This is a genomic window from Streptomyces sp. NPDC059649, assembly GCF_042734445.1.
In the GTDB taxonomy this organism is placed as follows: Bacteria; Actinomycetota; Actinomycetes; order Streptomycetales; family Streptomycetaceae; genus Streptomyces.
In genome coordinates this window covers 29,657-49,237 of record NZ_JBHWDV010000007.1, presented here as the reverse complement: position 1 = coordinate 49,237, position 19,581 = coordinate 29,657, and the positions used below count along the sequence as shown (strand labels likewise).

Sequence of the window (19,581 nt, the reverse complement as noted above, 5' to 3'; positions counted from 1 at the left end):
CAGCGGTCCTCATATCTGCGGCACGACAGCGACCGGACACGGTGCGTGATGCAGCAGCGCGTGACTGACCAGGCCCAGTTGCAGGCCGAAATGACCGCGCCGTCGGTGCGCTCCCACGACGAGCAGGTCGGCCGCGGAAGACGCCTCCAGGAGCGCCTGCCGCGCCGGTCCCTCGACCGCCCTGCGGCTCACCATGACCCGGGGGTACTGCTGACGGGGACCGCTCAGCGCCTCGTCGAGCACCTGCGTCGGTGGACGCCGGTGGGCTTCCGCCCCCCAGCCCGAAGGGGCCGGTGGCTCGGCCCGCACACCGGTGACGCCGTGCCAGGCATGCACGGCCGTCAGACCGCAGTCCCGTGCGTGAGCCTCGCGGAGCGCGAACCGTACGGCGGTGCCGCTGCTCTCCCCGTCCTCGATCCCCACGACGACGTTCCCGAAGCGGCTGTCCCACCGCTCAGCCCCACCGCGTACGACGACCACGGGGCAGTCGGCGCGCGCCGCCACGGCCAGGCTGACCGATCCGAGAAGCATCTCCGTCAGGCCCCCCGTACCGCGGGAGCCGAGGATGACGGCGAAGGCGTTGCGGCCCTTCGCCGTCAGTTCGGCCGCGGCATCCCCGTGGAGCACCTCGCTCGACGGCCGGAGCGCCGGAGCACGGTCTCGCGCACGTGCCACCGCCCTGGCGATCACGCTGTCGGCCCTCTCCCGGGCCCCCCACTCCGCAGCGTCTGCACGGCCGATCCGCCGCCCGGGGACGTCGCCGGCTGCGGCCACGTGCACCACATGGAGCGGTACTCCGTGGCGTACCGCCTCGTCGACGGCCCAATCCACCGCCCGGAGGCCGGCCTCGGATCCATCGACGCCGACCACCAGAGGAATTCCCACTGCCCGCACCTCCTCCCGGTCCGCGCCCCCTCGAGCCACGTCCAGGACCTCCCGGAACCGGAACTCACGCGCCTGGCGCCGGTCACGGTACGGCCGCACGCTGGAAGGGGAGCAGTCCCCCTGTGACCCCAGCTTCTGCCCATAGGGAGGCGACCGCCATGGAACAAGCCGTCACGGTAGGCCTCGACGGCTCGGTCGAGAGCTTTGCTGCCGCCCGCTGGGCCGCCGGAGAAGCCCTTCGGCACCACCGCACGCTGTGCCTGCTGCACGCCTGGCCGATGCTCTCGGCAACAGCCGTGGGCGCGCCTTCGGAAGCGGACCAGAATTACTGGTCGGAGCGGCTTGTGCACGACGCGCGGAGCGAGCTCCACGAGCACTACCCGGAGCTGGACCTCACCGAAGCCCTGGTCGCCGAAGACGCGACGACGGCCCTCCTGGAGGCGGCCGCACGGTCCTGGATGCTGGTGCTCGGCTCGCGTGGGCTGGGGCCTGCCGAAAGCTTCTTCCTGGGGGACATCGCGATGGATGTCGTGGGCCGGGCGGAACGGCCGGTGACTCTCGTTCGTGCCGGGACGAGCGCCGAGCCGTCTTCCGCCCCGAACGGCGGCCGGGTGGTCGTGGGACTGAGCCTGCACGGGCCCTGTGACGGCCTGCTGGACTTCGCCTTCGACGCCGCCGCCGTGCGCGGGGTGCCGCTGCACGCCGTGCACGGGCGGAGCCTGCCGGTTGCCGCCTACGCGCCGTGGGGCGTGGATCCCGCGGTCTGCGACGAGATCCGGGCGGCTGCCCTCAAGGAGCTGGGCGACGTCCTACGCCCTTGGCACGAGAAGTTCCCCGGCGTACGGATGGTCCACAGCGTCCGCCTCGAAAGCCCGGCCCGGGCGCTCGTCGAGGCGGCCCCGGGGACCGATCTGCTGGTGATCGGCCGACGCGGGCACCGCCCCGCCCTGGCGCCCCGCCTGGGCAATGTGGGCCATGCCGCCGCGCACCACGCGGCCTGTCCGCTCGCCATCGTTCCCCATGACTGACCCGGGCACCGGCTCGCACCAGGGACATCGGGGCCCACCGGCGACGGAGCGGCCGCGGGCCCCAGGGGCGACCGCAAAGGCATGACAGCGAGGAAGTGAGCCATGCGAGCGCTCGTCTACCGGGGCCCCGGGGAGTCCTGCTGGGACGAGATCCCGGACCCCGTGATCGAGGAGGCGACCGATGCGATCGTGCGCGTCGACACCACCACCGTCTGCGGCAGCGACCTGCACATCCTCGCCGGGGAATTGCCCGAGGTGGAGCCGGGGACGGTGCTCGGCCACGAGGCCGTCGGTGCGGTCACGGAGGTCGGCTCCGAAGTGCACTCCGTCCGCCCCGGTGAGCAGGTCATCGTGTCCTGCGTCTCGGCCTGCGGACACTGTTCGTACTGCCGGGAGAACGCGTACGGGCAGTGCCGCGGAGGAGGCGGGTGGCTGCTCGGCAACAGCATCAACGGCACGCAGGCCGAGCTCGTCCGGGTCCCGTTCGCCGACCTCTCCACGCACCGGTGCCCCGGCGCGCTCACCCGCCAGGACGCGGTGCTGCTGGCCGAAGTGCTCCCCACCGCCTACGAGGTGGGGGTCCGCAACGGCCAAGTGAGCCCCGGGGACACCGTCGTCGTCGTGGGGGCCGGGCCCATCGGACTTGCCGCAATCATCACCGCCCGGCTGTTCTCACCCCGCCGGACCATCGCCGTGGACCTCTCGCCCTCCCGGCTCGAAGCTGCCACGCGTCTCGGCGCCGACTTCGCCGAGCTGCCTGGGCGGATGATCAGCGATCTGGCGGAGGGTCCGGGAGCCGACGTGGTCATCGAGGCCGTCGGCGCCCCCGAGAGCTTCGTCCTGTGCACCCGGGCAGTGCGCCCGGGAGGGCACATCGCCAATATCGGCATGCATGGCCAACCCGCGACGCTGCACCTTGAGGCGCTGTGGCGCAAGAACATCACGATCAGCACCGGCCAGGTGGACACGTTTTCCATCCCGTGGCTTCTCGACCTGGTCGTGTCCGGCCGCCTGCACATCTCCGAGTTGGTCACCCATTCCTTCGTCCTCGACCAGATGGAGGAGGCCTACGACGTCTTCTCCCGGGGTGCCGACACCGGAGCCCTCAAGGTCGCCTTGCACCGGGAGTGAGAGTGCACTCCGAACGGATCACCGCGAAGAAGGGGGTCGGTGATGAGTGACCCGGTGGTGGTGGGGTTCGACGGCTCGGAATCGAGCTTCGCCGCAGTGGAGGTCGCCGCGCACGAGGCGCACCTGCGTAGGACGGGACTGCGCGTGGTGCACGCGTTCGGCTGGCCGGCCCGGGACACTCCACTCGGCCGTACCAGGCTCGGGCCGGCCGAGGCCGGGCTGCGTGACGTGGCCGAGCACATCGTCGCCGAGGCTGTGGCCCACGCGCAGAACGTGGAACCAGAGGTGGACGTCACCCACACCGTCGTCATCGACGATGCGCTCTCAGCACTCGAAGTCCAGTCACACACCGCCGAGTTGATCGTGGTCGGCAGCCGTGGCATCGGCAGTTTCGCCGGTCTGCTGGTGGGATCGACGGCCGTCCACCTCGCGGCGCACGGCCGGTGCCCGGTCATGGTCGTCCGCGGCAGACCAGCGCCTGAGGGACCTGTGGTCCTGGCGGTCGACGGCTCACCCGAGGGCGCGGCAGCGGTCGCCTTCGGATTCGCCGAGGCCTCGCTGCGGGAGGCGGAACTGCTCGCCCTGCACGTGTGGAACACCTGGACCGAACGCGCTTATGAGACTCCCGGCGATCTGCGGCGGATGGTGGTGAACCTCGACCGGCTCCGCGACGAGGAAGAGCGGTTGCTCGCCGAGTCGTTGTCCGGCCATCAGGTCAGGTACCCGGAGGTCACCGTACGCCGGAGCCTGCTGGAGTCCCGCACCCGTCCGGCCCTGATCGAAGCGAGCCGCAGCGCTCAGCTGCTGGTGGTGGGAGCACGTGGCCGCGGCGGCTTCGCCGGCCTCCTCCTGGGCTCCGTCAGCCAGGCCGTCCTGCACCACTCGCACTGCCCCGTCGTTGTGGTCCGCGGCCCGGGGTGACCATGACCGTCCAGGACGGCCGGCCGCACACGCCGAGCACCGTGCAGTGCGACCGAAGCCCTCGCTCCCCCGGAGGTACGCCATGACCAGCCCTGTGCCCCGCCCCGTGGCCGTCGGCGTGGACGGATCACCGGCCGGGCTCGCCGCCGCGGACTGGGGTGCCCGGGAAGCACAGCTCCGGGACGCACCTCTGCGGCTGGTCCACGCATGGGAATGGCAGCCCTATTCCCATGCGCCCCCAGAGGGCCCGGAGGCTGCCCGCCGCTGGTCCGAGGGTGTCCCGCGGGAGGTGACCACCTGGCTGCGCCACCGCTATCCGGGCCTCGACATCACGGCGGAGCAGCTCGCCGGCCCTCCACCGGAGGTTCTGTGCGAAGTCGCCACAACAGCAGAACTCCTGGTGATCGGCACCGTGGGCATCGGCCGGCTCGCCGGTTTCCTGCTCGGCTCGATCGCGCTGGCCACGGTGGCGCACAGCGTGCGCCCGGTCGTCGTCGTACGGGCCCGTACGGCCGAAGAGGTGGAGGACCGGGGGCGCCCCTCAGAGACGGTGTCGGCACGGCCGGTGGTCCTCGGCCTCGACCTCGGCCGGCCCTGCGACGACGTCATCCACGTCGCCTTCGAGTCCGCGGCGCTGCGAGTCGCTCCCTTGGTCGTGGTGCACGGCTGGAACCCTCCGGTGTTCTACGCGGTCGGCGCTGATCCGGCCAAGGACACCGACATCGCGACCGAGGAGCAGGCCGACCTGCGCCGTGCGCTGAGGCCGTGGCGCGAGAAGTACCCGACCGTGGACGTGGCCGAGCAGGCCGTCATCGGGCAGCCGGCCCGCCACCTCCTGGAAACCGGGAGTCGAGCCGCCCTCGTCGTCATCGGTCGGCACACGCCCTCGCCGAAGGCTCTCCCGCCCCGCATCGGGCACATCGCTCACGCCCTCCTGCACCACTGCCCCGCGCCGGTCGCCCTCGTCCCCCACGGCTGATCGCGCACGCCCGTCCCGCTCCCGTCGGCCCCGCCCCGGCCCGTCGGCACAGCATCCGATTGTCCCGGCCGGGTGATGACTCGCCTGGCCGGCGGCGCCCTCCGCCTCGCTGGCCCACGCCGGGCTGCGGTCTTCGGCGATCCGGGGCCCTTCGGCCCCCCGGAGAAGGCCGGGTTTCCCCTTCTTGGCCCCGGCCGCGGCTGACGCATCCTGGAAGCAGATGCCCGTCCTCCGGCCGAGGGAAGGTGATCGGCATGATGTGGTACGGCGGCGGCTGGGGCTGGGGCGGCTGGTTCCTCATGGCCGTGGTCATGGTGCTGTTCTGGGCGCTGATCATCGCCGGTGTCGTGATGCTGGTCCGCTATTTCTCCGGCGGCCATCGTGGCCAGCCGGGTGGGCCGTCCCCCTCCCATGACGCCTGGGGCGGAAGCCGACGGGCCGAGGACCTGCTCGCCGAGCGGTTCGCCCGCGGGGAGATCGACGAGGACGAGTACAGACGCCGGATCACGCTGCTGCGGGAGCACCGGTGACGACGAACCGGCCGCGCGGGCTGTGGCTGGCCGTGGGAGCGGTCGCCGCCTTGGTGTTGGGTATCGGGACGACCTTGCTGATCGCCGCCACCGGCGGCTTGCACGGTGGCGGGCCGGCACCCTGGCGAGGGGCGGCAGTGCGGTGCGGCGCACCCCCGCTGAAGGGTCATGCGGTGGACGTGACCGTCGGGGACATGGGGCCTGGCATGAGGCACCGCCCCGACGGACGCGTGCCGAACAGCGGCCCTGGCAGGCATGGCCTGGGCATGATGTGGCTCCGCGTCACTCCGCGCGCGGTTCCGGCGGGTGTGGTGTCCCTGCGGGTGGTCAATGTCGGCGCTCTTCCCCACGAGGTGGTGGTGCTACCGCTGCCGACGGGGCAACCGGTGGGGGAACGCCCGACCGGTGCTGACGGGCGCGTCGATGAGGCAGGCAGCGTGGGTGAGGCCTCGCGCAGTTGCGGTGCCGGGAGCGGGGGCGGGATTGCTCCCGGCGCGACGGCCTGGACCACGGTGACGCTGCACCCCGGACGCTACGAGCTGGTGTGCAACCTCCCCGGCCATTACGGCGCCGGCATGTACGCCGAGCTGGACGTCACCCGGTAACCCGCCAGGCAGGGAGCTGCTCCTGGGGTCCCGCGGCCCGGCCGGTCCTCGTGCGTCATGTCCCGGTCCGAGGGCGGGAGCGCGATCGGCGTACAGGCACGTCGCAGAGGGCGTCGCCGACGGCGTACACGACGGTGGCGGCGATGGTGGTCGCACCCCACAGGCCCCAGGCGGCCGAGGTCGCGTCGACAGTCAGGAGCGGGGCGAGGGGGAGCAGGCCGGCGGCGAGGAGTGCGGGGACGGCGCGGTGGAGGGAGCGGGCCAGGTGCGGGGCGCCGCGACGGTGGCGCCGGGTGAGATGGACGGCGCAGGCGGCGATGGTCACGTCCCCGAGGACGATCAGTACCCAGGCGAGCGGTTCCATGTCCGGTCACCTCCAGGCAGACAGTGGTGGAGCAGACGGTGGTGGAGCAGACAGTGGTGGAGGTCCTGCGCGCAGGGGAGCCCCGGCGACCCGCACCCGGCGTGCGGTCCCGTAGTGGCCAGTCTTGGGGTCCCGTGGTGGCCACGCTTGGGGCCCGGTAGTCGCCAGTGTGCCGCGGTGAGCGGAGCCGTGCAGCACTTGCCGCGCGGCGGCGACCGGCCGGAACCGCTGATCGGTCCGACACCCGGCAGTGGCTGCACGGAGGGAGACATGGAGGGAGGCTTGGAGGAAGGCATGCGCTGAGAGGCATGCGCTGGGAGGACGGTCTGCCATGGGTGCCGCCGATATCAGCGTGGTGATCGCCGCCGCTGTGGTGATCGCCGGACTGGGATGGTTCTTCTTCGGTCCGCGCCGGGCCGGGACCGCTCAGGTGGCGGGCGGGGTGCAGCGGGTCGAGGTGACCGTGCGTGGCGGCTACCGGCCGGATGTGATCCGGGTGCGTCAGGGGGTTCCCCTGGAGTTGGTCTTCGACCGGCAGGAGAGCGGGGAGTGCACCTCGCGGGTCGTCTTCCCGGACCTTCGGGTCAGCGCCGGGTTGCCCGCGTACGCGCGTACCACCGTCCGCGTGAGCCCGGACCGGGCCGGGTCCTTCGGCTTCGCGTGCGGGATGAACATGGTTCACGGCACGCTGCTGGTCGAACCGGCCGGTGCCGGTGACTCGACGCAAGCCGGCTCTGAAGGACAAGCCGGCTCTGAAGGAGGCTCCGACGGAGGTCGTCCGGGCACCACCGTCGCGGGACCGGCCGCCGCCGCACCTGATCGGGCGCCGGGTGGCGAGCGCGGGGCCGCCGAGGCGGAGGCGGCCGAGGCCGCCGAGCGGCGCGCGGAGATCACGGACCTGACCCGCAGGGTGGCGGTCGGTGCGGTCCTCACCTTTCCGGTGCTCTTCGCGGTCATGGCGCACGAACTGTTCCGCGCCGACTGGGTGCCGGGGTGGCTGCTGAACCACTGGCTGCAACTGGCCCTGATCACTCCGGTGATGCTCTACACCGGCTGGCCCATCCACTCCACCGGCTGGCTGACCCTGCGTCACCGCGGCGCCGAGATGAACAGCCTCATCACCCTGGGCACCACGGCCGCCTACGGCTACAGCGTGCTGGTCACCGTGGCCCCCGGGCTGCTGCCGAGCGAGGTGCGGGAGGTCTACTTCGAGGCGGTCGGAGTGATCCTCACCCTGATCCTGCTCGGCAGGCTGCTGGAGGCCAGGGCCAGGGCCGGCACCGGTGAGGCGATCCGCGCCCTGCTGGGCCTGCAGGCCCGCACCGCCCGCGTGGTCCACGACGGCACCGAGCGCGAAATACCGGTGGACGAGGTCGTCGTGGGCGACGAGGTGGTCATCCGGCCCGGGGAGAAGGTTCCGGTCGACGCCGAAGTACTGTCAGGGGTCTCGGCGGTGGACGAGTCGATGGTCACGGGTGAGCCCATGCCCGTCACCAAACGGGCCGGGGACACCGTCATCGGCGCCACCGTCAACGGCACCGGCAGCCTCCGGGTACGGGCCGGCAAGGTCGGGGCCGACACCGTGCTCGCCCAGATCATCCGCCTGGTCCAGCAGGCCCAGGCGTCCAAGGCACCCATCCAGCGGCTGGCCGACGCGGTCGCGGCGTACTTCGTGCCGGTGGTCATCGCCATCGCGGTGGCCACGTTCGCGGTGTGGTTCACCGTAGGGCCGGCACCGGCGCTCACCCTCGCCCTCGTCTCCGCCGTCGCCGTCCTGATCATCGCCTGCCCGTGCGCGCTCGGCCTGGCCACCCCGCTCTCGGTCATGGTCGGCACCGGCAAGGGCGCCCAGGCGGGCATCCTCATCCGCTCCGCGGAGGCCCTGGAGACCGCCCACCAACTCGACACCGTCGTACTGGACAAGACCGGTACCGTCACCGCCGGAAAGCCGGTCCTGACCGACGTGGAGGTGGCCGAGGGCGTCGACGAGGGACAGCTGCTGGCGCTGGTCGCGGCCGCCGAGGAGACCAGCGAACACCCGCTCGCCCAGGCCATCACCGCCGGCGCCCGCCGACGCGGCCTGACCTGGCCCACCGCGGCCGGCTTCGACTCCGTCACCGGCAAGGGCGTGCAGGCCACCGTGGACGGTCACGCGGTTCTCGTGGGCACCGCCCGACTGCTCGGCGACGTGGACATCGACACCTCCGCCCTCGCCGCGCTCGCGACCCGGTTCTCGGCCGAGGGCAAGACCCCGGTCCTGGCCGCGGTCGATGGCCGTCCGGCCGGGGTGCTGGCGGTGGCCGACACCGTCAAGGACGACTCCGCCGCCGCCATCGCCGCCTTGCGGGGCCTCGGTCTGGAGGTGGTCATCCTCACCGGCGACAACGCCCGTACCGCGGCCGCGATCGCCGCCCAGGTCGGCGTGGAGCGCGTCCTGGCCGAGGTACTGCCCGAGCACAAGGCGGACGAGATCCGCCGTCTGCAGCGCGAGGGCCGCACCGTGGGCATGGTCGGCGACGGCATCAACGACGCTCCTGCCCTGGCCGCCGCCGACGTCGGCCTGGCCATCGGCACCGGCACGGACGTGGCCATCGAGGCCGCCGACATCACCCTCATCTCCGGCTCCCTCACCGGCGTCGTCACCGCCATCCGGCTCTCGCGCGCCACCATGCGCAACATCCGCCAGAACCTGTTCTTCGCCCTGATCTACAACGCCGTGGGCGTCCCCCTCGCCGCCGGCGTCCTCTACCCGCTGTGGGAGATCCGCCTCAGCCCGATGATCGCCGCAGTGGCCATGGCGGCGAGCTCGTTGTCGGTGGTCACCAACGCGTCCCGCCTCCGCCGTTGGCGCATCAGCGGTCCGGGAGCGCCGTCTGGGTGACACGCCAGAGACGGCGCGGGAGGTTGCCCTCGTCGAAGGGGTGGATCTCGCGCAGGTCCCAGCCGGCGGCGAGGTCTTCCACCAACGCCCGGTCGAAGAAGTGGACCGCGAAGCCGCCGTGTTCATGGATGTCGTCACCGTGGGAGATACCGGTGCCGTAGTGGGCGTCGCCGGTGTGGCGGACGGTGTAGACGAAGGTGCCGCCCGGGCGTAGCACGCGGCGGACCTCGGCGACGGCGGAGTGGATCTCCTCGGTGGAGAGTGCCATGCACAGCAGCATGTGGGCGAAGGCGGCGTCGACGCTGTCGTCGGGGAGGGGCAGCGGGTCCCGTACGTCATGGCGCAGGGTGGTGACGCGTTCGGTCAGGCCGGATTCGGCAGCGTGCGCGGCCAGTTGGGCCAGTCCGGTGGAGCTGAAGTCGGCGGCGATGACGTCCAAGCCGGATCGGGCGAAGAACAGGGCGTCGCGGCCATGGCCGGCTCCCAGTTCGAGCACCGTGCGGGCACCGGCGGAACGGAAGATGCCGGCGGCGTGGGTCGCGGGGTCGGACGGAGCCGTCCCGTACATGTCCGGGTGGGCCGTGTAGGTCTGCTGCCAGTGGCGTCGCTGTGTCTCACCCAGGTTGTCGTCGCCCGGTTCCCGCATCCGTACCTCCGTCTCGCCGACCCACGACGTCCACTCAGGCCGGGAACATGCGCAGGCATCGTCCCTGTCCGGGTCATTGTCCGTCGATGTCCCTGCGCGTCGGTGGTGGACCACGGTCAAGCGAACCGGGTCCTCTTCGGGCGGCGAGTCCGGGCGGTGAGTCCGGGCGGCGAGTCCGGGCGGCGAGTCCGGGCGGCGAGCCCAGCAAGGCACACGACGAGCCGAGTCACCTGGGCCCGAGTGCGGGCCCGCCGCTCCTGTCTGCGATCTGCGATCTGCGATCACTTCCAGCAGGGCGCGACAGGTAATGGGAAGCGCGCCGCTGGTGGCGGGTCGTGGTCTGCCCGGTCCGTCCAGCGCGGTAACCTCCGGGGGCTGTCATGTCTCTGAGCCACCTCCGGACCGTGAGATCGGCTACGTCCCTCATCATCCGGTCTGCGTCCCCGGACAGCCACAGCCCGTTCCGCTGCGCTCCGTGGCCGAGGGGGCGGGTTCAGAAGAAACTGAGAGCTTCCTGTGTCAGGCTGACGCGCCCTGCCGGCCGGTACGGAAAGGCCGTGCGCGAGCCGACTCCTCAATGTCGCTTTCTGGAGGTACGCCCCGATGAGCCTCACCGTTGTCGACGGTCTGCCCGCCCACGTGCTGATCGTGCACTTCGTCATCGTGCTCGTTCCCCTGAGCGCGCTGGCAGCCGTGGTCGGCGCGCTATGGCCGAGTGCCGCCCGGCGCATGGGGATTGCGCTGCCGCTGCTGGCCCTGGTCACACTGGCGAGCGTGCCCCTGGCCACGGAGGCCGGGGAGTGGCTGGAGAAGCACGTCGACAGCAACGCCCTGGTACGCAGGCACACCGAACTCGGCGACGGGTTGCTCCCCTGGGCCGCGGGCCTGTTCGTGCTGGCGACGGTGGTCTGGTGGACGACCCGCAGGGCGTCCGCCGCAGAGGCAGGCCCCGGGGAGCGGAGCCGGTCCACCTCGTCCCGGCCCGCCTCATCCCGGTCCACCTCGTCCCGGGCCGCACTGGTCGTGCGGATCGTGGTAGCGGTGCTGGCCGTAGGGGTGGCCACAGGCGCCGTCGCGGACGTCTACCGGATCGGCGAATCCGGGGCGAAGGCCGCTTGGCATGACGGCTTCACCAAGACCGCCACGGGCGACCGCGGTGACAACGGCTGACGCAGGTGGCTATCAGTGAATTCACCGCCTGTGACTGTGGCTGTGGCTGTGGCTGTGGCTGTGTACGTTCAGAGGCCGCGACGGCCAAGCTCAGCAGCCTCAAGCGGGCCTCTACCGATGGTCGGCCGCAGCTGATCGACCTCGGCGGGCCGGTCTTCACCGACCACGCACCACCGCCGCAGCCTGGGGCCGGAGACCCGGTTCCCGGTCCTGACTCGTGGGAGCCGAAGGCGATGGCCCCGTGATCAGTCTCAGGCCGGAGAGCCGTCCGACCCATGGCCTCAGCAAAGGAGTTTGAACAGCCGGGCAGCTTGCCGCTCGGCCGTTCCTGGCGGGCTGCGGGGATGCTCAGGGTCGTCGAAGAACAAGAGAAACAACCAGACGAGCGCCAGCAGTCTGCGGCACTCCGTCAGCCGCGCGCGTTCGGCGCCGGTCAGCGCGAACAGACCGAGGAATGCCTCGACATCGAGGGGCGGGCCGACCCAGCTGGCCAGGTGTTCCGTGATCTCCGCCAGCTCGAAGGGCCGGTCGCTGACGCCGGAGTCCTCGAAATCGACGACTCGAACCCGAGTGCCGTCCCACAGATAGTTGGCGAGGTTGCCATCTCCTGGCCCGAACACCATGGGGACGTCCGGTCGGCTGACTTGTTCCATGCCTGAACGGGCCAGCCAATCAAGGCCGCACTCCATGGCCTCGCCCACCTCCCCGCTGACTCGCTCGCGAGCCTGCGGCACCCAGGTGCGGATCTGCGCGATGAGTTGATGCTGCTGGCCAGGCCGGACCGGGACGGTAGCCAGGACGTCCGCCGGGACAGCCGCATACAGCTCGCTCGCTGCCGTGGCGAGAGCCTTGAGTTGCTGATGGCCGAGGGGCTCTCCTCGCAGCGGCTCACCCGGCAGGCGCGACATCACCACCACCGGCTCCTCCGCCGCAAGGTCCGCGCTTTGAGGGGTGGGAGCCAAGCCTGGCGCGTACCTGGCGAGCAGCGTCAGCGCACGCCACTCACGCTCGGGTTCGCCACGACTCTCACGCCGGAACCTCTTGATCACGCTATCGGGCCGGAGCTCGACACCATGCGTACTCCATGGAACGGAAGTCATGAGACGCGTTCTTCCCAGCGGGCGCTCGATCACAACCGGATGCCGGATGCCACTGCGCGGCTCAGGAGGTCCGGGTGTGGTGGTCCAGCAGGCGGGTGAGCAACTCCAGGAACTGATCGCGTTCGGCCGGGTTCAGCGGCGCGAGCAGTTCGTCGTGGAGGACGTCCAGGACCTTGTCAAGGCGGCGTAGGTGGCGGCGGCCTTGGGCGGAGATGGTGATGACGTTGCGGCGCCGGTCGTCGGGATCCGGCGTCCGTTCGACGAGGTCACGCTCGGCCAGTTCGTTGAGCACGCTGACCATGTCGCTGCGGTAGATGCCGGTGCGGCCACTCAGCGCCGCTTGGCTCCCCGGGCCGAAATCCTGCAATGAGGCGAGCACGGCGTAGTGCCACTTACGGGCGTCGACCTGGGCCAGTCCCTCGTTGATCAGCCGGTCCGACCGCGCGGTCAGCTGCGACAACTGTCGGCTCGCCCGTCGTCGCAGCCTGTCGGGCGTCTTGGGTGCGCCGCCGTCGGGCCTGTCCGCGGCTTCGGCTCTGGTCATGGCGCCCATCCTACTCATTGCGTTAGTGCGACTAACGAGGTACGTTCACTCGCACCGAAAACGTTAGTGCAATAAACGTTTCTCGGGTGAACAAGGAAGGAAGCACTTGCCCACCAAGACACTGCAGATTCCCACCGCCGACGGCCTGGCCGATGCCTTCGTCGCCTTCCCCGACCACGGCGAGCGGCACCCAGGGGTGCTGATGTACGCGGACGGCTTCGGCATCCGGCCCGCGCTGCGGCAGATGGCCCGCGAACTGGCCGGGCACGGGTACTACGTGCTCGTCCCCAACCTCTTCTACCGGCACGGCCCGGCACCGGTGATCGAACTTCCCGAGCACATCGGAGAAGAGGTCCGGCCCGCGATCTTCGCCCAGCTGATGCCGTTGATCGAGGCGCACACCACCGAACGTGTCCTGAGCGACGCCGACGCCTACCTCAGGTTCCTCACCGCCCAGCCCGAGGTCAGCGCCGGACCGGTCGCAGTGACCGGCTACTGCATCGGCGGCCTCCTGGCGATGCGCACCGCCGCGGCCCACCCCGATCAGGTGGCCGCCGTCGCCGGATTCCACGGCCCCGTGGGCGCCGACGGGCCCGACGGCCTGCAGCGCCTCCTCTCCACGCTCACCGCCCAGGTCCACCTCGGCCACGCCGAAACCGACCTGACGCCGGAGGCCCTCGGCGAGCTCAACCAGGCCCTGGACGCGGCAGGTATCGACTACACCTCCGAGATCTATCCCGGCACCGTCCACGGCTTCACCATGGCCGACACCGACGCCTTCAACGCCGCCGCACTGCAGCGTCATTGGGACCGCCTGCTCCCCCTCCTCGGCCGCACCCTGGCCAACGGCTGAGGCTCCGACCCGTAAGCCACACCCGAGGCCCGGGGTGCACGGCACCGCAGCCCGTAGCTCGCTTGCCAGCCGGAACCGCAATGCGGACGCGGCGGCCGGGACCTGGTGATGGTGGTCATGCGCCGCCATCGCGGGTACCTGGTGACAGCTTCCTGAACGACGAGCCAGTGGTCCCGGCCGGCAGGGCCGTTCACGGGCGGCTGACGTCCGGCCCGGTCCAGCCGGCCACGCCGACACACGCCTCGTTCCCCTCGGGGTCGGCCAGCACCCAGTTCGACGGCCCATCGGCGTCGTTCACCAGGTGGCCACCGGCAGCGAGCGCCGCGGATATCCGCGCCTCGGCCTGGTCGTAGGGCACCCAGACGTCGACATGGACGCGGTTGCGCTGCGGGCGCGGTGCGTCCATCTGCTGGAAGTAGAACGGCACCCCACGTCGCTGTGGGTCGATCAGGTCCTCGCCGCTGTTCGCGCGGTCCTGGTAGCCGAGCAGGGCACGCCAGAACGCCACCCCGGCGGCCTCGTGGAACTGCTGCGGCTTGATGCGCTCGATCTTGCTCCCTACATCGGTCATGAACTCAACGTAGCGGGCAGGTCTGACAACTCCCTTCGCTCCTCTGGTGATTCGGAACTGCTCGTCGTCGGGTTCACATCGGTATCGGCACCGGAATCCGCACCGACATCGGCATCCGCGTCCGCACCGGCACCGGCACCGGCACCGGCACCGGCATCGGCCCACGTATCGCGCTCAAGGAGAAAGAGACCAGCCATCGAGGGGACGGCGCACCCGGCTCATCGGACGCGCCGTCCCGTGGCTGTCCAGGTCCCGCAGACTCCGCCCCGCTACGAACGAGATCCCCGCAATTACCTGGCCTTCTCCCGCTCGTGGCACCCCTCTGCCGCCACGTACGCCTGATCCGACTCGCCGCGTAAGGCACAGCCCCAACGACCAGTTGCGTAGATGGTTTTCGGTCATGCATGATCACGCCCTATCGGGGCGGTTCGACGCGTGGCCCGGGGGAGCTTGCCTCCTGCCGCGCGCGTGTTTTGCGTGCCCAGACCACACACCCACACCGCACACCCAGACCACACACCACGAAATTTCGGGGGGAACCATGCTCGCTCACGACAACACGACCAGCCCAGACGGACCCAGCACCCCAGACGGATCCAGCACAGCGCAGACGCGAGCGGCACAAACCGATGAACGCCCGGGGCCACCCGCTCGGTCCCAAGGTGCCGCCGTCGGTGGCTGGGTGCTCACCCTCGCACTCAACGTGGCCGCCCCGATCATCACGTACAACGCCTTGCGCGATCAGGGCTGGAGCGAGTTCGCGGCGCTACTGGCAAGTGGTGCCTGGCCGGTTCTCGACAGCGCCGTCCACGTCGTGTGGCGACGCCGTCTCGACGAATTCGCCGTGGTGACCCTGGTGTTCTTGGTGATCACCGCTGTGGTGTCGCTCGTCGGCCCCCACTCGGCCCAGGCACTGCTGGTCAAGGACTCGGCCGTCACCGGGTTGTTCGGGCTGCTGTGCCTGGTGACGCTGCTGGCGCCGCGCCCCCTGATGTTCTACTTCGGCCGCAAGTTCGCCACCGACGGCACCCCGTCGAGCACCGCCTGGTGGAACGGCCTGTGGGAGTTCGAAGGTTTTCGCAGGACCATCCGGACGATGACGACGGTCTGGGGCGTGGCCTACTGCCTGGAGGCAGCGGTCCGGATCGCGCTGGCCTACGTCCTGAGCACCGACACTGTGGTGACCTTGAGCCCGGTTCTCATCTACGGGGTGCTCGGCGCCCTCGCTCTGTGGACGGCGATGTACGGCAAGCGGGCTCGACGCAAGGGTGAGGAGCGCGCCGCTGCGGCGACTGGCTGACTGGCTGACTGGCTGCCCCCTGCATCCTCCTGCCTGCCTGGCTGAAGGGCTGTCCCGCTCATGCCTGATCAATCACCGCCTGGAATGATCAGTGGGTGACCAGTGAATCCCCATCCGCGCAGCCCGGCCCCACGAAGTACGTCCTGTTCGATGTCGACGGCACGTTGATCGACGCGGTGAGCAACCAGCGCCGCGTCTGGGAAACATGGGCGGAGCGATACGGGCTGGATGCGGACGAGGTCTACCAGGTGGCTCTGCGAACGCGGCCCATGGAGACGTTCGCCCGGGTCGCTGCGGACCACGATCCGCACGAATGCCTGGCCACGCTGCACGAGTTGGAGGACGAGGACGTCAGGTCCGGCGCATACGCGGCTTTCGACGGTGCGTCGGACTTGCTGCACGGCCTGCCGCGAGGGTCCTGGGCGCTGGTGACCTCGAACTACGAGCACCGGGTGCGCGGCCGCTTTCTGCGGACCGGATTGCCGGTGCCGGGCGTGATCGTGGACGCGGCCGCTGCCGAGGAGGGCAAGCCGTCTCCCGTCCCGTATCTGCAGGCCGCTGCGCAGCTGGGTGCTGCGCCGGAATCCTGCCTGGTCATCGAGGACGCCCCGTCCGGAGTGCGGTCCGGGCTGCGCGCCGGGATGACGGTGTGGGGCGTGAACGACGCTGTCGCGGTGGAGGGCGTGCATCGCCACTTCCGCAGTCTGCGCGAGGCAGTCCCGCACATCCTGGCCTTCGTGTCCGGCCCTCATGGGAATGCCACAACCTGAAGCAGCCTGAACCCATCCGCAGGCACCGGACAGGACCGGGCAGAACCGAGCAGGACCGGGAGCGGTCGTCGTGCATGCCTTCGCCTGACTGGGCGTCAGTACGGCGTCCGAGTCATCGCAGGCGCCCACAGGGGTGCCCCACTCACGGGCCCCATTCGAGTGTGCGCGCCCTGCCGCCTTCATGCACCCTGGCAGATAGGAGGCCCCCCACCAGGGCCTTAATGGAGGCCCCCACCAGGGCCTTCCCGCCGGTTGCACACGGTGAGCGCCGCTCCACGGAGCGGTCATCAGCTCGGCGCACCAACCCGCCGAAAAGCAGTAATGGCACGCCGACAATGGCCCGCACCACCCCCAATGGCACAAGAGAACCCCCTGACATAAGAGAAACCGCCGAGTGGCGGCTCGCCGGGTCCGCCGTCATCCTTTTCGTGAGAGAACTCCGGAGTCGTCACCTCCGGCCTCGGCATCCCTGGAGCCGTCATGGCAGTTCACTTCGACATCAACCTGATCGTCGTCTCTGCGGACATCTTCACGCCGGCCGAGTTGAAGCAGGTCAACGACTCCGTGGACATCATGAAGAACATCTTCGCCACCCATGGCCCGGTGATCGGTACGGTCAACCGCTTCAAGATTGAACACCGGGTCGCCGGGGTGGACGCGATCATCTTCAACTCGGCCGACGCCATGGCGCTCGCCGACCGCTTCGCCGTAAGCAGCAATGACGCTCTCGACGTGTTCGTCGTGAAGCGCATTTTCGACCCCACGGCCGACGGATACTCTCCCGTCCCCGGCGCGTGCGGGAAGAAAAGAGCCAGGGGTCGGCTGAGAGCACCGGTGGTGTCCTTGAACGGCGGCATGGCGAACAGCGGCAACACCTTCGCCCACGAGGTCGGTCATTTCCTGGGCCTGCCCCACTGCGAGAAGGACGAATCGCTGTGCGGCCCCGCGAACTTCATGCGCGCGCAATCGGGGGCCAACACGGGGGTCACGCCCGCCCAGGCGGTCAAGATGATCACCCATTGCCAGGTCACCCTGTAGGTCAGACCCACTGAACCGTCAGATCCACTGAAGCGTCAGGCCCACTGAACCGTCGGACCCACTGCATCGTCAGACCCACCGTCAGACCCCAGAGGTTGCGAGAGAGGCGCGGAGACCATGACCGACCGCATCGACCAACTGCTCGCCTCCAAGGACGGGGTGGACCCCTCACTCCTGGCCGCGCTCGACGCCGACGATCTCGCCGACGCCCTCGGCCGTGCGCTCGCCGTGGACGACGAAGACCGGGTCCGCGCCCTCGGCATCCTCGCCCTGATCGACCCGAGCCCGCTGGGGGCGCTGGCCCAGGCGGTCGGTCAGGTGCTGGCGGAGCCTGCACCCGACCCCTTCACGGTCGCCGCAGCGCTCGACCAGGCCGCATTCCTGGGCCAGGACGCCGTACCGTTGGCCCAGGCCGCGGCGCTCTCCGGCGAACCGGTCATCGCGCTGGCCGCCTGGCGCACCCTGCAGCGGGTGGCCCGCTCCGATTCCCTGAGCGCTCTCGCCCAGATGGCGCCCCCGGCCGGGGATCCGGTCGGCGACCAGGCCGCCTTCGCGCTGTCGGTGATCGCCTATCGGGCGGGGCTGTCGGGATTTGAACTCACCCCCGCCGACGATTCGCGCATCGTTGCCATCCCGGCCAACGAGGACAAGGTGTTCTTCATCAACACCTCTCCGCCGACGGAGGAGGACTTCGCTCTGCTCAGCCGGATACCGGCCAGTGAGCTGTACCTGGTGCGGCCCGAACGGGAGGGGATGCTCGCGATCGAGTGCGGCGATGAACGGATGCTGCTCTGCATCGACTCCGACATCCAGATGGCCATGCCGGACACGTTCCTGCAGGCACCCTCGTTGGCCGGAGTGGTCACCACGCTCGCGCCGCTCGGCACGGACTACTCCGTGCGCTACCTGGTCCTCACCTGGCCCGACGGCACCGGCGGATTCCATGTGATGCTCTGCCAGCCCAATGGCGTTCAGGCCTATTTCGGCCACGCCAACAGCGACGAGATCACCGAGGGAACGGCCACCTTCGGCCTCTTCACCATCGACCGGCCCGGTGCCTGTCCCATCTCCCTCACCCCGAGCGTGACCGCGAGCGGAGTCACCCTCGGCGGCGACTGCCTGTCGATGACCGAGATCGTCACCGACCGGCTGGAGCCCGAGACCACGGACTGAGCCCCCGGCCGACGGCACGACCCGCACGGGAAAGCCTCGAACGCGCGAAAGCCTCGAACGCGCGCCTGCCGTGGGGTGTCGGCGACCTGTCTCGCGAAGCCATCTAGCCACTTGGCCACTTGGCCTCGAATCCTGCGCCCCATCCGATTGCCCCTTCGCCGCCGGCTACGCATCCTGAGGGGATGCGCTTCTCCATCAACATCCCCAACTTCGGTGACTTCGCGGATCCCCGTAACGTCGCGACCGTGGCGGTCGCCGCCGAACAAGCCGGCTGGGACGGGCTGTTCGTCTGGGACCACGTGCTGCACCGGCAGCACCAGGGGCGTCCCTTCGGAGACCCCTGGATGCTGCTGACCGCGGCCGCGCTGGCGACCTCCCGGATTCGACTGGGCACCCTGCTGACGCCGGTGCCCCGTTACCGTCCGCAGCAACTCGCCCGCCAAGTCGCCACCCTGGACCACCTCAGCGGTGGCCGGGTGATCTTCGCCGCGGGTCTGGGCGGCCCGTTCGAGGACGAATACCGCAGCTTCGGCGACGCCGCGGAGCCACGCCTCCTCGCCGAGCGACTGGACGAAGGACTGGAGGTGGTGACGCGCTTCTGGTCCGGCGAGCCGGTGAACCACCACGGCCGGCACTACGAGGTTCGGGACGTGACGCTGCTGCCCGCCACCGTCCAGCGGCCACGCCCGCCGGTGTGGATCGGCGGGTTCTGGCCGCGTCGTCCGCCCATGCGGCGGGCAGCGCGGTGGGACGGCGCGGTGCCGCTCTTCGAGACGGCCCGGCACGGGCATGTGCCGGATGTGGCCGAGGTACGGGACCTGGTCGCCTACGTGCGCAAGCACCGTACGGCCGGGTCCGAGCGCCCCTTCGAGTTCGTGGTCGGCGGCGTCACGCCCCCGGACGCGGCCAAGGCCAGGGACCTGATCGGTCCGCTGCACGACGCCGGCGCCACCTGGTGGGACGAGCGGCAGCTCCAAACCGGCCCCGACCTGGACCGCCTGCCCCCCACACTGCGCCGCGTCGAGGCCGGACCGCCGGCGATCCGATGAACCCTTCCGTTCGAGGACCTGCCGGGCTTGCTCGGCGGGACGG

General features: G+C 70.5%; 20 protein-coding genes. 14 read left to right on the top strand and 6 right to left on the bottom strand.

What is annotated here, in order from left to right:
* Positions 1 to 9 precede the first annotated feature (9 nt).
* Entirely contained in the window at positions 10 to 885 is an 876-nt protein-coding gene (locus ACFV1J_RS11730) for a universal stress protein (RefSeq protein ID WP_385857144.1), read from the bottom strand.
* A gap of 158 nt (positions 886 to 1,043) precedes the next feature.
* Here ACFV1J_RS11730 and ACFV1J_RS11725 point away from each other — a divergent pair, with 158 nt between their 5' ends.
* The 6 genes from ACFV1J_RS11725 (at position 1,044) to ACFV1J_RS11700 (ending at position 6,079) form a co-directional block, all read left to right on the top strand.
* Positions 1,044 to 1,913: a universal stress protein gene (locus tag ACFV1J_RS11725; RefSeq protein WP_385857143.1), complete on the top strand. Its 870-nt coding sequence runs from the start codon at positions 1,044 to 1,046 to the stop codon at positions 1,911 to 1,913.
* Between the two features lie 102 nt (positions 1,914 to 2,015).
* On the top strand, positions 2,016 to 3,044 hold the full coding sequence (locus tag ACFV1J_RS11720; protein ID WP_385857142.1) for an alcohol dehydrogenase catalytic domain-containing protein: 1,029 nt from the start codon (positions 2,016 to 2,018) through the stop codon (positions 3,042 to 3,044).
* A gap of 42 nt (positions 3,045 to 3,086) precedes the next feature.
* Positions 3,087 to 3,965 carry a universal stress protein gene (locus tag ACFV1J_RS11715; protein ID WP_385857141.1) on the top strand — a complete coding sequence of 293 codons (879 nt, stop codon included), beginning with the start codon at positions 3,087 to 3,089 and terminating at the stop codon, positions 3,963 to 3,965.
* Between the two features lie 82 nt (positions 3,966 to 4,047).
* Positions 4,048 to 4,944, top strand: coding sequence for a universal stress protein (locus tag ACFV1J_RS11710; protein WP_385857140.1), 897 nt, complete (start codon positions 4,048 to 4,050; stop codon positions 4,942 to 4,944).
* A gap of 254 nt (positions 4,945 to 5,198) precedes the next feature.
* On the top strand, positions 5,199 to 5,474 hold the full coding sequence (locus ACFV1J_RS11705; RefSeq protein WP_385857138.1) for an SHOCT domain-containing protein: 276 nt from the start codon (positions 5,199 to 5,201) through the stop codon (positions 5,472 to 5,474).
* Positions 5,471 to 6,079: a sulfocyanin-like copper-binding protein gene (locus tag ACFV1J_RS11700; RefSeq protein WP_385857137.1), complete on the top strand. Its 609-nt coding sequence runs from the start codon at positions 5,471 to 5,473 to the stop codon at positions 6,077 to 6,079. The genes ACFV1J_RS11705 and ACFV1J_RS11700 overlap by 4 nt, the downstream gene beginning before the upstream one ends.
* A 55-nt stretch (positions 6,080 to 6,134) precedes the next feature.
* Here the strand turns inward: ACFV1J_RS11700 and ACFV1J_RS11695 are convergent, their stop codons facing one another.
* Positions 6,135 to 6,443: a hypothetical protein gene (locus ACFV1J_RS11695; RefSeq protein ID WP_385857136.1), complete on the bottom strand. Its 309-nt coding sequence runs from the start codon at positions 6,441 to 6,443 to the stop codon at positions 6,135 to 6,137.
* Positions 6,444 to 6,774: 331 nt separating this feature from the next.
* Between ACFV1J_RS11695 and ACFV1J_RS11690 the strand changes: the two genes are divergently transcribed.
* Entirely contained in the window at positions 6,775 to 9,324 is a 2,550-nt protein-coding gene (locus ACFV1J_RS11690) for a heavy metal translocating P-type ATPase (RefSeq protein ID WP_385857135.1), read from the top strand.
* On the opposite strand, the gene ACFV1J_RS11685 is transcribed toward ACFV1J_RS11690, so the two are convergent.
* Positions 9,296 to 9,970: a class I SAM-dependent methyltransferase gene (locus ACFV1J_RS11685; protein WP_385857134.1), complete on the bottom strand. Its 675-nt coding sequence runs from the start codon at positions 9,968 to 9,970 to the stop codon at positions 9,296 to 9,298. The genes ACFV1J_RS11690 and ACFV1J_RS11685 overlap by 29 nt on opposite strands.
* A 603-nt stretch (positions 9,971 to 10,573) precedes the next feature.
* Between ACFV1J_RS11685 and ACFV1J_RS11680 the strand changes: the two genes are divergently transcribed.
* On the top strand, positions 10,574 to 11,140 hold the full coding sequence (locus ACFV1J_RS11680) for a DUF2231 domain-containing protein (protein ID WP_385857133.1): 567 nt from the start codon (positions 10,574 to 10,576) through the stop codon (positions 11,138 to 11,140).
* Positions 11,141 to 11,421: 281 nt separating this feature from the next.
* On the opposite strand, the gene ACFV1J_RS11675 is transcribed toward ACFV1J_RS11680, so the two are convergent.
* Together ACFV1J_RS11675 and ACFV1J_RS11670 are read right to left on the bottom strand one after the other, a co-directional pair.
* The gene (locus ACFV1J_RS11675) at positions 11,422 to 12,240 is read right to left on the bottom strand and encodes a phosphotransferase family protein (protein ID WP_385857132.1); all 819 of its coding nucleotides are present in this window, start codon (positions 12,238 to 12,240) and stop codon (positions 11,422 to 11,424) included.
* A 61-nt stretch (positions 12,241 to 12,301) separates the two neighbouring features.
* On the bottom strand, positions 12,302 to 12,784 hold the full coding sequence (locus ACFV1J_RS11670) for a MarR family winged helix-turn-helix transcriptional regulator (RefSeq protein ID WP_385857131.1): 483 nt from the start codon (positions 12,782 to 12,784) through the stop codon (positions 12,302 to 12,304).
* Between the two features lie 106 nt (positions 12,785 to 12,890).
* On the opposite strand from ACFV1J_RS11670, the gene ACFV1J_RS11665 reads away from it, so the two are divergent.
* Positions 12,891 to 13,637 carry a dienelactone hydrolase family protein gene (locus ACFV1J_RS11665; protein ID WP_385857130.1) on the top strand — a complete coding sequence of 249 codons (747 nt, stop codon included), beginning with the start codon at positions 12,891 to 12,893 and terminating at the stop codon, positions 13,635 to 13,637.
* A 190-nt stretch (positions 13,638 to 13,827) separates the two neighbouring features.
* Here the strand turns inward: ACFV1J_RS11665 and ACFV1J_RS11660 are convergent, their stop codons facing one another.
* Positions 13,828 to 14,208, bottom strand: a complete 381-nt coding sequence (locus ACFV1J_RS11660; protein ID WP_385857129.1) for a VOC family protein — start codon at positions 14,206 to 14,208, stop codon at positions 13,828 to 13,830.
* Positions 14,209 to 14,890: 682 nt separating this feature from the next.
* Here ACFV1J_RS11660 and ACFV1J_RS11655 point away from each other — a divergent pair.
* The 5 genes from ACFV1J_RS11655 to ACFV1J_RS11635 all read left to right on the top strand — a co-directional run bounded on the left by ACFV1J_RS11655 (position 14,891) and on the right by ACFV1J_RS11635 (position 19,538).
* On the top strand, positions 14,891 to 15,508 hold the full coding sequence (locus ACFV1J_RS11655; protein ID WP_385857128.1) for a VC0807 family protein: 618 nt from the start codon (positions 14,891 to 14,893) through the stop codon (positions 15,506 to 15,508).
* Between the two features lie 95 nt (positions 15,509 to 15,603).
* Positions 15,604 to 16,278, top strand: coding sequence for an HAD family hydrolase (locus ACFV1J_RS11650; protein WP_385857127.1), 675 nt, complete (start codon positions 15,604 to 15,606; stop codon positions 16,276 to 16,278).
* 480 nt (positions 16,279 to 16,758) lie between these two features.
* The gene (locus tag ACFV1J_RS11645) at positions 16,759 to 17,316 is read left to right on the top strand and encodes a hypothetical protein (RefSeq protein WP_385857126.1); all 558 of its coding nucleotides are present in this window, start codon (positions 16,759 to 16,761) and stop codon (positions 17,314 to 17,316) included.
* 117 nt (positions 17,317 to 17,433) lie between these two features.
* Positions 17,434 to 18,489, top strand: a complete 1,056-nt coding sequence (locus tag ACFV1J_RS11640) for a hypothetical protein (RefSeq protein WP_385857125.1) — start codon at positions 17,434 to 17,436, stop codon at positions 18,487 to 18,489.
* Between the two features lie 182 nt (positions 18,490 to 18,671).
* Positions 18,672 to 19,538, top strand: a complete 867-nt coding sequence (locus tag ACFV1J_RS11635; RefSeq protein WP_385857124.1) for an LLM class flavin-dependent oxidoreductase — start codon at positions 18,672 to 18,674, stop codon at positions 19,536 to 19,538.
* Positions 19,539 to 19,581 lie beyond the last annotated feature (43 nt).